General features: G+C 71.6%; 8 protein-coding genes. 4 read left to right on the top strand and 4 right to left on the bottom strand.

The window, feature by feature from the left end; genetic code table 11:
* Window positions 1–41 precede the first annotated feature (41 nt).
* Both OHS16_RS11730 and OHS16_RS11725 read right to left on the bottom strand, forming a co-directional pair.
* Window positions 42–1913, bottom strand: coding sequence for a M23 family metallopeptidase (locus OHS16_RS11730; protein ID WP_328537137.1), 1872 nt, complete (start codon window positions 1911–1913; stop codon window positions 42–44).
* A gap of 240 nt (window positions 1914–2153) precedes the next feature.
* Complete coding sequence (locus OHS16_RS11725; RefSeq protein ID WP_328537136.1) at window positions 2154–3008, bottom strand: esterase/lipase family protein; 855 nt, start codon at window positions 3006–3008, stop codon at window positions 2154–2156.
* 271 nt (window positions 3009–3279) lie between these two features.
* Here OHS16_RS11725 and OHS16_RS11720 point away from each other — a divergent pair, with 271 nt between their 5' ends.
* Entirely contained in the window at window positions 3280–3693 is a 414-nt protein-coding gene (locus tag OHS16_RS11720; protein WP_328540810.1) for a cobalamin B12-binding domain-containing protein, read from the top strand.
* A 347-nt stretch (window positions 3694–4040) separates the two neighbouring features.
* Here OHS16_RS11720 and OHS16_RS11715 read toward each other — a convergent pair whose 3' ends face one another.
* Together OHS16_RS11715 and OHS16_RS11710 are read right to left on the bottom strand one after the other, a co-directional pair.
* Entirely contained in the window at window positions 4041–5609 is a 1569-nt protein-coding gene (locus OHS16_RS11715; protein ID WP_328537135.1) for a DUF5691 domain-containing protein, read from the bottom strand.
* A gap of 35 nt (window positions 5610–5644) precedes the next feature.
* The gene (locus tag OHS16_RS11710; RefSeq protein ID WP_328537134.1) at window positions 5645–7030 is read right to left on the bottom strand and encodes an SWIM zinc finger family protein; all 1386 of its coding nucleotides are present in this window, start codon (window positions 7028–7030) and stop codon (window positions 5645–5647) included.
* 117 nt (window positions 7031–7147) lie between these two features.
* On the opposite strand from OHS16_RS11710, the gene OHS16_RS11705 reads away from it, so the two are divergent.
* From OHS16_RS11705 to OHS16_RS11695, 3 genes are read left to right on the top strand one after another with little or no spacing between them, the layout of a single operon-like run.
* On the top strand, window positions 7148–8251 hold the full coding sequence (locus OHS16_RS11705; RefSeq protein WP_328537133.1) for an ATP-binding protein: 1104 nt from the start codon (window positions 7148–7150) through the stop codon (window positions 8249–8251).
* Window positions 8248–10749, top strand: coding sequence for a DUF5682 family protein (locus OHS16_RS11700; RefSeq protein ID WP_328537132.1), 2502 nt, complete (start codon window positions 8248–8250; stop codon window positions 10747–10749). The genes OHS16_RS11705 and OHS16_RS11700 overlap by 4 nt, the downstream gene beginning before the upstream one ends.
* Window positions 10746–11930, top strand: a complete 1185-nt coding sequence (locus tag OHS16_RS11695; protein WP_328537131.1) for a VWA domain-containing protein — start codon at window positions 10746–10748, stop codon at window positions 11928–11930. The genes OHS16_RS11700 and OHS16_RS11695 overlap by 4 nt, the downstream gene beginning before the upstream one ends.
* The last annotated feature ends 123 nt before the right edge of the window (window positions 11931–12053 follow it).

Below are 12053 nucleotides of genomic sequence, written 5' to 3'. Positions count from 1 at the left end.
CGGTATGGCGGTGTCGGTCCGGTCGGAGGGGTGGCCCGAAGTTACTCGGGGTTGAGGCCGTGGCTGCGGAGCCAGGGCAGCGGGTCAACGGCCGCCCCGCCGGCCGGATGCACCTCGAAGTGCATGTGCGGGCCGGTGGAGTTCCCCGAGTTGCCGGAGTACGCGATGACGTCGCCGGCTTTGACGGTGCCCGAGCGGATTTTGGTGCTGCTGAGGTGGCAGTACCAGGTCTCGGTGCCGTCCGGCGCGGTCACCATCGCCATGTTGCCGTAGGCGCTGTTCCACTGGGTGCGGACCGTGCCGTCGGTGGCCGCCATCACCGGAGTCCCGTACGAGACGGGGAAGTCGATACCGGTATGTACCGACATCCAGTTGACGCCCGCCTGGCCGAAGTAGGCGCTGAGCCCCTTCTGCGTCACGGGCAGCAGGAACTTGGGCCGGGCGGCTTCCTTGCGCGCGGCCGCCTCGTCGGCTTTCTTCTTGGCGGCCGCCTGGCGCTGCTTGAGGTCGATGCGTTCCTGCGTACGGCTGGCGCGGTCGGCGAAGTCGTCGGCCTCATGGCTGAGGTTGGCCAGTTGGGTGTCCAGCTTGCTGTTCGCTGCTACTTGCCTGACGGACGCGGGGTCGGCTGCGGCTTGCGTCGTCGTGGCGTCGCCGCGGTCGCTGTCGCCGAGGCCGCCGACGGTCGCGGCGGCGACACCTGCCACGCCCATCACACACACCGAGGGGACGGCGACGGTCAGCAGCGCGGAGCGCTTCACGGGGGTGCGGCGGCGGCCCCGGTTCCCGGAGGCGGAGCGGCCCCGGTGCGGCGCCTCGCGCGCCACACGCGTCAGCGGGCCGTCCAGCACATCGGGCACCGCGGAGTGCGTGGGCTCCGTCGCGTCGTCGGCGTCGTGGATCCCGTCCGCGGTCTCCGGGCCTGCGAATTCGGCGGAGTTGTCCGAGGAGTCCGCGTCGCCCGTGCTGCCCGCGTCCGCGGAGTCGTCAGCGATGGCGGTCGGGTCCGGGAGGCCGACGACGGTGAACTGACCGGTCTCATGGCCCGTCGGGTCCTCGGCGCGGGCGGCGTCGGTGGGCACCGGCGCCCCGGCCTCGGACGCGCCGGCGGAGTTCCAGGCGGTCGCGTCCCAGGCGCTGGTGTCATAACTGCCGGTGCCGTAGGCGTCGCCGGCAAAGGCGCCTGCCGCGAATGTACCCGTCGCGTAGCTGGTCGCGTATGTCCCGGTCGCGTAGGTCCCGGTGGTATCGGTATCTGTCGCTACGGCACCGGTGTCGTAGGTGCCCGGGGCGTAGGTACCCGAGTCGTAGGTGCTGGTGTCGAAGACGTCCGTGTGGAAGGCGCCGGTGTGGACGGTGCCGGTGTCGGTGGGGACGCTGTCGTGGCCGGGCTCCGGGCCGTAACCCTGAGCGGTCCACTGCGCGGTGCCATCGGCGTCCGCCCCCAACTGCCCAGTGCCGTTCCAGGAGTTCACATTCCACTGGCCGGTGGTGTGGTAGTCGGGCGCGTCCTGGCCGGTTGTCGCCTGACCGGGCGTGGCGTAGCCGTATGCCTGGTCAGGGGCGGCGTAGTCCTGCACCTGCGGTTGAAATGCGGTCGCGTCCTGGGGATGACCCTGCGGGCTGTCCTGCGGATGGATGGTCCACTGGCCGCTGGTCTCATAGGTGACTCCGCGGCCCTGGGTGTCCCCTTGGGGGAGGTAGGCCGCGTCATAACCGGCGGTCTGCTGCGCTCCGGTGTCCCACTGGGTGGTGTCGTAGTGTCCGCTGTGCCCTGCTCCGTGACCGCCGGGAAGGTCCCCGAAGAGCGGATCGGTGGCGAAGGTCTCCGTGGAGTAACTGTCCGTGGGATAACTGCCGCTGGAGTGAGTGTCGTATCCGACATACCCGGCGTGGGTTTGCTGGTCGTTCACCAACGTCTCTCTCGCCTCGGCAGTAGGACCCTGCCTCTGGGGTCACCCCGGTCGAAAGCAGTGGCGCGACTGTACCCGGCGGTACGTGGCGGCGACAATCTTCAGCGGCTATTGGACGCGGGGGAAACGGGCATTCGGCCGACTTTCGGGGGACTACGGGCACACTCTTGGTGCGGCGTTCGGGAGATGTTCGAGCAATCGGCTGGATTTTCAGTCGTTTTCAGGCCCCTTCACGTCACATCAGGCGACGGAGACCGTGCCTCCGGTCTCGGCCCCTCCCTGTCCGGTGGGTGTCTGCTCCCCGTCGAGCGCCTGAAGGATGCCGTTCGCGACGGTGGGATGTACCGGCAGGGCGAGGTGGCCGATGCCGGTGACCCGGATGTTGGTCGCTCTCAGGTCGGGGTGGTCGATACGGGCTGCCTCCACCGGGGCCATCAGATGATCGAGATCGCTCCAGAAACTCACGAAACGGGTACGGCAGCCTGCTGCGGGGCTGCGCAGTTCCTCGATCACGTCGGAGTGCGGAAGCATCTGGCGAACCAGGGGGTGGGCGCTCAGCAGCTGGGCGACCTGGGTGCCGGCGTGCGGCGTTCCGAGGGTGACCAGGGTCCGTACCCGGATGTCGCCGCCGAGGCGTTGCACGTAGTACCGGGCGATCAGCCCGCCCAGGCTGTGTCCGACGATGTCGACCTCGTGATGTCCGGTGCGGGCGCAGATCTCCTCGACATGACGTCCCAGCAGTTCGGCGGCGGCCCGGATGTCGCAGGTGAGCAGTGAGTAATTGAGCGACTCCGGATGGTGTCGGCCATGGCGGGCCAGCGAGCGTCGCAGCAGGACGAAGACAGAGCGGTTGTCGACGAAGCCGTGCAGCAGCACTACGGGCGGTTGGGCCCGGCCCGGCGGAGGGAAGGTGGTCTCCAGGGGCTCGTCGATCGTGACGACGGCTCGTCGCTCGTCCGACAACCCGGAAGGGTAGAGAAGCAGATGTCCGGCGAGGATCGCGATGTCGAGAGCTGTGGCGCGCAGAAGTACGGCGGAGAACCGCAGCTGTTGCAGCAGGCGCTGCGGGTAGAGGGCGAAGGGCAGGACCTTCATTGGCCGACCTCCCGAACGGCATACGGAGGGCGACACCGTCCCCCGTATGCACTCATGGGGGCCACTCAGGTGAGATCGGCCGGATCTGAAGGCGCTCTCGGTGCGGCTCCCGCCACGCCGACCCCTGCGCGGCTCTTTGTGCCGGCCGGTACGGGGTGCGACGCGTAACGAATGTGTCCCATGTGTGATTTCCCCCTCCCCGGCCACCGCGAAACAGCTGGTTGCGGGATGCTGTACTTAACGTTCGTTCACATCGTGCATGGAGGCAGTGATGGGTGTGGTCGGTCCGATCCGCGTAGTGGTCGCCAAGCCGGGGCTCGACGGGCACGATCGCGGCGCCAAGGTGATCGCCCGTGCGCTGCGGGATGCCGGTATGGAGGTCATCTACACCGGCCTCCACCAGACGCCGGAACAGATCGTGGACACCGCGATCCAGGAGGACGCGGACGCGATCGGGCTCTCCATCCTTTCCGGGGCGCACAACACGCTCTTCGCGAAGGTGCTCGAGCTGTTGCGGGAGCGTGAGGCCGAGGACATCAAGGTGTTCGGCGGGGGCATCATCCCGGAGGCGGACATCGCGCCGCTGAAGGAACAGGGGGTGGCGGAGATCTTCACCCCCGGTGCGACCACGGCTTCCATCGTGGACTGGGTCCACGCGAACGTGCGCCAGCCGGCCGAGGCCTGAGGGACAGCCTTCAGGTTCCCGTTCCCGGGCTCCGGGCCGCCCCGGAGCCGCCCGGCCGGCCGATACCGGGCTGCTCGGCCGCACCTGGCTGCCGCCGGGACAGGCCCGGGGGGCGCCGTCGGGCGCGGGGACGCGGTCCCCGGGCCCCGTAGCGGGGCACCGCGCTGCCCGGCTCGTGGCTCCTTCCCCCTGCTGCTGCCCACGCGTAGCCTCCCGACTCGTGATCCTGCCCCCTGGTCCGCGCCGTAGCCGCAGGCTCGTGCTCCTGCCCCCGTCCGTGCCGCCGCTCCCGGCTCAGGTCGCTGCCGCCCGTCCGCGCTGCGCTGCCGGCGTCGCCGCGCCTCGCCCTATGGCCCCGTCTGCGCCGCCCCCGCCAGCTCCTCCCGCATCGCCGCCCGCAGCCGCAACGTGGACACCAGCCGCTGAAACGCCTCCGACCAGTAACCGCCGGCTCCGGGGGCCCCTCCTTCCGCCTCGTCCGGTATCGCCGTGAGGACCTCGAGCCGCCGTGCCTCCGCCGGATCCAGACAGCGTTCGGCCAGCCCCATCACCCCGCTGAAGCTCCAGGGGTAGCTTCCGGCGTCCCGGGCTATCTCGAGGGCGTCCACCACCGCCCGGCCCAGCGGTTCGGCCCAGGGGACCTCACAGACGGACAGCAGCTGGAACGCCTCGGACAAGCCGTGACCTGCGACGAAGACGGCCACCGAGCCTGCCCGCTCGCCGTCCGGCAGCGTTGCCAGCAGTCGCGCGCGTTCGGCGAGCGAGGTAGTACCCGGGCCCGCCAGCAGCGCGCGGGACCAGGCGGCGTCGCCCTGCCGCACCGCGGCCCGGCACCACGCGGCGTGCAGCTCCTCCTCCCAGCCGTCGGTCACCGGAAGTCCGACGATCTGCTGCGGCGTACGGCCACCCAGCACGCCGGACCACACGGTGAGCGGCGCGGCCTCCACCACGTGTCCCAGCCACCAGGAACGCTCACCGCGGCCCGCCGGCGGAACCGGCGGAACGCCGTCGCGTTGCATCGCCGCGTCGCATTCGTGCGGTGCCTCGACCGTGATCCGGGCACGGTGATCGGTGCGGTCGAGGCCGACGCAGGTCATCGCCCGAACCGCCATCCGGCCCGCGAGGGCTGACCGGGGCAGCGCGGAGAGCAGTTCCGCGGCCGTGGCGCGGACATTGCGGCTGCGGTCGGCCAGGGCCTGTTCCAGGAACGGCTCGTCCGCGTCCGTGAGTCCGGTGCGCAGGGAGTCCAGGAACATCAACCGGTCCTCGGCCCGCTCGGCCTGCCAGGTCGTGGCGAGCAGATCGAGCCCGGCGCCCGGCAGCTCGGACCGCAGTGCGCCGAGCAGAGCGACCCGCTCGGCGAACAAGCCCTCCTCCCAGAGCCGGCGGACGGCTCCGGCATCCGCGGTCGAAGGCAGCACGGCTGCGCCCGCCGTACCGCGCAGCGCGAACTTCCACTCCGGGTTCAGTCCGGCCAGCCAGAGCCCCCGGGGACCGGCGAAGGCGAGAGCCTGCGACCGCAGATCCGTGCGCGCCCGCGCCGCGTCCAGCAGCGCGTCGAGGAGTGAGGCGGGTGCCCGGTAACCGAGCTGCCCCGCTGTGGTGAGCCACTGGGGCAACAGTTCCGTGAGATCGGGCGTGGCACCCCGGCGCCCGCCGGAGCCGGCGGGCCCTGCCCGGTCGGCGAGCAGCTGGGCCAGCCGGCGCCGGGCGGCCGCCGGCGGCTCGGGCCGGTGGTCGTGCGGAGCGGCGGCGGGCCGTGCGGCGGCCGGCGCGGGCAGCAGGCCCGCTCTGCGCCGCACGGTGTGCAGCGCGGCGGAGTCCAGCAGCGCCGGTGTGCCGTACCGCGGTGGGCGGCGGTCGGTGCCGAGCAGAGCCGATGTGACGAGTTCTTCCCAGGCGGTGGTGGCGCTCATCGGTCCCTCCATGGACGGTTGTGTGCGGTGGCGGTTCAGCTGAGCGGTACGGCGTCGCGGTCGCCGGGCGCCCATGCCGTCAGCGGGACGAAGCCGCGGTGTCCGCACTCGCCGAAGACCGTGACCGGCCCCCCGCCGGAGAGCGCGGTGAGCCTCCACAGCCCGGACTTCGCCGCCGCGCCCGACGTCACCGGCAGCGCGCACTGTCCCTCGGCATCAGCCAGTTGCCAGCCGGTACCGTCCGCCGTACCGGGGACCGGTATGACAGAACCCAGGGTCACCGGCCAGGTGTTCAGCCAGGGATCGTCCCGCAGGGCGCGGCCGTACAGGGAGAGGGCGGCGGCGGTGGTCACGCCCCGCGGCGGGCTGTCCGGTGCTGCCGGAACGCCGAACTGCTCGCCCAGCGCGGCCCGCAGCTGACCCGCGCCCGGATAGGGCATGAGCTCGGCGTCCAGCGTCCGCCCGACCGGCAGAGCGACCTGTGGTGCCCGTCCTGCCGCACCGAAGTCCAGCAGCTGCGCGGTGTGTCGCGACCTGCGGCCCTGGAGCCAGATGCGCCGGGTGGTGAGCCTGCCGTCGGAGGTGTCGTACTGGGAGAGCACCAGCCAGTGGTCGCGGATGGCCGGTCCCCCGGGCGGAGCCGGCAGCCCGACGCGCATGCGGACCGTCGCGGCCAGTGGCTCCGGCAGCAACTCACGCTCCAGCCAGGCCCGGTCGAGCAGGTGCAGCATCGCGCACTCTTCCAGCAGCCGTCCCGGCCAGCCGCTTCCCGATGCCGGAATAGCGGCCAACTCCCGCACTCTGGCGGCGAGTCCGGGCGCCTGCGCATCGACCATCCGGGCCGCCGTCTCCTCCCACAGCCCGTATCCCGCCTGCCCGGCCGCGGACAGACCGCCCCGCAGCAGATCATCGAGCCGCTGCTCGAGCTCCGCCGCCCCCGCGGTGACCCGCTCCGCTCTGCGCTCCGCTCTGCGCCGGGCCGCCCGCGGATCCGCCGGTGCGGAATCGGGCCCGGACCGCCCTTCCGGCGGCTGCCCCTGCCGGGTCCACCGTGCCTCGATCCACTCGCCGGCCCACTCAGGCGGTGACTCGGCCTCCTTTACCCCGTCCGCCGCCCAGAGCAGCAGCAGTCCCAGCGCGTGCTTGCACGGAAACTTCCGGCTGGGGCAACTGCACCGGTACGCCACGCCGGTTGTGTCCACGACGGTCTGATACGGCCTGCTGCCGCTTCCCCTGCACATTCCCCAGACGGCCCCCGAGCCGCGCCCATACCCCGTTTCGGACCACGGCCCGGACATCCCGAGCCTGCTTCCTGCCTTGCGTGAGGCTGCGTCAGAAGCCAGTGCCAGCACCTGATCCGCAGTCCAGCGCGCCCCCTGCCCCCGGGCCGCCGGGAGGTGTTCCCCGCTGTTTCGCAGCATGGCCACCAAGCTAGGCGCCACCACTGACAATCGGCTCCCACCTGCGGAAACAGTCGATTGTCAGTGCCATGGTGCACGGTGGAACCACATCGGGTCGAACGATCTGGAGGGGGATCCATGACCGCGTCCCAAACCGCCGAATCCGAGGTGCTGCGCCCGCATGCCGAAGACGCTTTCGCCCACGAGCTGAAGGCACTCGCGGCCGCCGACGACCGTCCGCGCCCCGAGCGCTGGAAGCTATCGCCCTGGGCCGTGGCCGTCTATCTGCAGGGCGGCACGCTGCCGGACGGCACAGTGATCACCCCCAAGTACGTCGGTCCGCGCCGCATCGTCGAGGTCGCCGTCACCACGCTCGCCACCGATCGCGCGCTGCTGCTGCTGGGAGTCCCCGGCACCGCGAAGACCTGGGTGTCGGAACACCTGGCCGCCGCAGTGAGCGGGGACTCGACCCTGCTGGTCCAGGGCACCGCGGGCACCCCGGAGGAGGCGATCAGATACGGCTGGAACTACGCCAGGTTGCTCGCTCATGGACCGAGCAGGGACGCCCTGGTGGCCGGCCCCGTCATGCGGGCCATGGCGGGCGGTATGACCGCACGGGTCGAGGAGCTGACCCGTATCCCGGCCGATGTGCAGGACACCCTGATCACGATCCTGTCGGAGAAGACCCTGCCGGTTCCGGAGCTGGGCGAGGAGGTCCAGGCCGTGCGGGGATTCAATCTCATCGCCACCGCCAATGACCGCGACCGCGGGGTCAACGAGCTCTCCAGCGCACTGCGCCGCCGGTTCAACACGGTCGTTCTGCCGCTGCCCGCTTCGGCCGAAGCGGAGGTGGACATCGTCTCCCGGCGAGTCGACCAGATAGGGCGCTCGCTCGAAATCCCGGCCGCTCCCGAAGGCATGGACGAGATCCGCCGGGTGGTCACCGTCTTCCGGGAGTTGCGCGGCGGTGTCACCGGTGACGGGCGTACCAAGGTCAAGTCCCCTTCGGGGACGCTGTCCACGGCCGAGGCCATTTCCGTGGTCACCAACGGCCTCGCTCTCGCCGCCCACTTCGGGGACGGTGTGCTCAGGCCGGCCGATGTCGCAGCGGGGCTGCTCGGTGCGGTCGTACGCGATCCGGCGGCCGACCGGGTGATCTGGCAGGAATACCTGGAGACAGTGGTCCGGGAGCGCGAGGGCTGGAAGGACTTCTACCGCGCCTGCCGGGAGGTCTCGGTATGACAGTGCCCGCAGCACCGGAGGCACTCCTGGCACCGGAAGCAGTCGCGGCACCGGCAGCCGCAGTGCCTCCTTCGCGCCCGGCTCCGCTGCTGCTCGGCGTGCGCCACCACGGGCCGGGTTCCGCCCGTGCCGTGCTGGCCGCGCTGGACGCAGCGAGACCGCGGGCCGTGCTGATCGAGGGGCCGCCCGAGGGTGACGCGCTGCTCCCCCTGGCCGCGGACCCGGCGATGTGTCCGCCGGTCGCGCTGCTCGCCCATGTCGTGGACGACCCGGGCAGAGCGGCGTTCTGGCCGTTCGCCGAGTTCTCACCGGAGTGGGTGGCGATCCGCTGGGCGCAGCAGCACGAAGTGCCGGTCCGCTTCATCGATCTGCCGGCGGCGCACTCGCTGGCGACGGCCGTGGAGGAAGCAGAGGGAAAAGCGACGGAGGAGAAGAGGACTGAGAGGGCTGAGGGGAGCGGGGCGGAGGAAGACGGGCCGCCGGAGGGGGAGGGCGCGGAACGGGCGGCCCCGCCGGCCGTCGCCGTGCGGCTCGACCCGATCGCCGTGCTCGCCGAGACCGCAGGTTACGACGACGCCGAGCGCTGGTGGGAGGACGTCGTCGAGCATCGTGGTCCCGGAAACGGAAACGGAACCGGAGGCGGAGGCGGGTGCGGGGGCGCATTCGCGCCGTTCGCGGCACTCGCCGAAGCCATGGGCGCGCTGCGGGAGACCTACGGTGACGGCGGATTCCCCCGCGACCTGGTGCGCGAGGCACATATGCGACTCCAACTGCAGTCCGCACGGAAGGAGTTCGGGGACGAGGTGGCTGTGGTCTGCGGCGCCTGGCATGTTCCCGCGCTCACTGTGAAGACCACCCTTTCCGCTGACCGTGCCCTGCTGAAGGGTCTGCCGAGAGTCAGGGCCGAGATGACCTGGGTGCCCTGGACCCAGCGCAGGCTCGCCCGGCACAGCGGTTACGGCGCGGGGATCGACTCACCGGGCTGGTACGGGCATCTGTTCGGCGCCGCCGACCGCCCCGTCGAACGCTGGATGACCAAGGTCGCCCGGCTGCTGCGGGACGAGGACCGGATGGTCTCGTCGGCCCATGTCATCGAAGCCGTCAGGCTGGCCGGGACCCTCGCCGCGATGCGGGGGCGTCCGCTGCCGGGCCTGACCGAGACCACCGACGCGATACGGGCCGTGATGTGCGACGGCTCCGATGTGCCGCTGGCGCTGGTCCGGGAGAAGCTCGTGGTGGGTGATGTGCTCGGGGAGGTCCCCGACACCGCTCCGGCCGTACCGCTCCAGCGCGACCTGACCCGGGCGCAGCGCACCCTTCGGCTCAAACCGGAGGCGCTGGAGAAGGAGTTGGACCTCGATCTGCGCAAGGAGACAGACGCCGCACGGTCGCGGCTGCTGCACCGGCTGCGGCTGCTAGGGGTCGGCTGGGGGGAGCGGGCCGCCGGGCGGGGAAGCCTGGGCACCTTCCGGGAGAGCTGGCGGCTGCGCTGGGAGCCCGAGCTCTCGGTGCGGGTGGCGGAGGCCGGCGTGTGGGGAACGACCGTGCTCTCCGCGACCACCGCAAAGGCCGCGGCCGGGGCCGTGTCGGCCACGGCCCTCACGGCGGTCACCGCTCTCGCCGAGGAATGTCTGCTGGCCGGCCTGCCCGACGCGCTCCCGGTGGTGATGCGCGCCCTCGCCGACCGTGCGGCACTCGACACCGACGTGGGCCACCTCGCCCAGGCACTTCCGGCGCTGGCCCGTTCACTGCGGTACGGAGACGTGCGGTCCACGGACACAGCCGCACTGGCCGAGGTGGCAGCCGGTCTGGCCGAGCGGATCTGCGTCGGTCTGCCCGCTGCCTGCACCGGCCTCGACGCGGACGGCGCGACCGAGATGCGGGCCCGTCTGGATGGCGTCCACGGCGCCGTCGCCCTGCTGCCCGGCACCGGCGGCCTGCGGGACCGATGGGCCGAGGTGCTGCACAGACTGGCCCGCCAGGACACCGTCGCCGGAGTGATCAGAGGACGGGCCGTACGGCTGCTGCTCGACGACGGCCGGCTGGCGCAGGAGGAGGCCGCACTGCTCATGGGGCTCGCCCTGTCGGCGGGTGCACTGCCGGCCGACGCGGCCGCCTGGATCGAGGGCTTCGTCGGCGGAGCCTCCGGAGGAGGCATGCTGCTGGTCCACGACGAGCGGCTGCTGGGGCTGATCGACGGCTGGCTGGCCGGTGTGCCCGCCGACGCGTTCACCGGCGTACTGCCACTGCTGCGCCGCACCTTCTCGTCGTACGAACCGGGGGTGCGGCGCACGCTCGGCGAGCTGGCCGGGCGGGGCCCGGCAGGCGCGAGGCAGGCCGGTGGGCCGGAGCCATTGGCTCCGGGGTTCGGCGCCGGGCTCGACGAGGAACGCGCGGACGCGGTGCTTCCGGTGCTGCGACTGCTGCTCGGCGGCGGTACCTGCAGCCCGGACGGCGGCGGCTGTGACAACAACGGCCAGGTGGGGGTGGGCGGATGAACGCGATGGATGAACGGCTGCGGCGCTGGCGGCTCGTGCTCGGCGGTGGAGCCGCGGAAGGCACCGGTGTATCGCTGGGCGGGAAGGACGCCGCGATGGACCATGCGCTGGACGGGCTCTACGGGAACGGTCGCAGACCGGCCGGCCGCGGCGGCGACCGATCGGCCGGGCTGGGTGCGTCCGCACCCTCCGTGGCGCGCTGGCTCGGCGACATCCGTACCTACTTCCCCAGCTCCGTCGTCCAGGTGATGCAGCGCGATGCCATCGAACGGCTGGGTCTGTCGGCGCTGCTGCTGGAACCGGAGATGCTGGAGGCCGTCGAGGCGGACGTGCACCTGGTCGGCACACTCCTCTCACTCAACAAGGCGATGCCGGAGACGACCAGGGAGACCGCCCGCGCCGTGGTCCGCAAGGTGGTCGAGGACCTGGAGAAGCGGCTGGCGGCACGTACCAGGGCCACCCTCACCGGTGCGCTGGACCGGTCGGCCAGAATCAGCAGACCGCGCCACCGGGACATCGACTGGGACCGCACCATCCGCGCCAACCTGAAGAACTACCTCCCCCAGTACCGAACCGTCGTCCCGGAACGGCTCATCGGATACGGCCGCGCATCGCAGTCGGTGAGGAAGGACGTCATCCTCTGTATCGATCAGTCGGGCTCGATGGCGTCCTCGGTCGTGTACGCCTCCGTCTTCGGTGCGGTGCTTGCCTCGATGCGTTCCATCACCACCCGCCTGGTCGTCTTCGACACAGCGGTCGTCGACCTGACCGAACAGCTCGACGACCCGGTCGATGTCCTCTTCGGCACCCAGCTGGGCGGCGGCACCGACATCAACCGGGCCCTCGCGTACTGCCAGTCGCAGATATCCCGCCCCGCCGACACCGTGGTCGTGCTGATCAGCGACCTCTACGAGGGAGGCATACGGGACGAGATGCTCAAGCGGGTGGCGGCGATGAAGGCGTCGGGTGTGCAGTTCGTTGCCCTGCTGGCGCTCTCCGACGAGGGGGCGCCCTCCTACGATCACGAACACGCGGCGGCGCTCGCCGACCTGGGCGCACCGGCCTTCGCCTGCACGCCGGACCTGTTCCCCGAGGTGATGGCGGCGGCGATCGAGAAACGGCCGCTTGTGTCGTCGGTCACCCCGGGCGACCTGCCGGACACGCTCCCGGCCCGCCCCTAGAGCGTCCACCGACCGGTCACAGACCGCATCGTCGCAGCTCACCGGGGGGTTCCTGGTCGCGCGGGTGCTGCCGGGCCCGGGCGGGTGACCTGTGACCGTAATCACCGCGCAGGTGTGATCTGC

The organism is Streptomyces sp. NBC_00344, from assembly GCF_036088315.1.
GTDB lineage: Bacteria > Actinomycetota > Actinomycetes > Streptomycetales > Streptomycetaceae > Streptomyces.
Note: the sequence above shows the minus strand (reverse complement) of the source record. Positions and strands in the feature narration are given on the sequence as shown.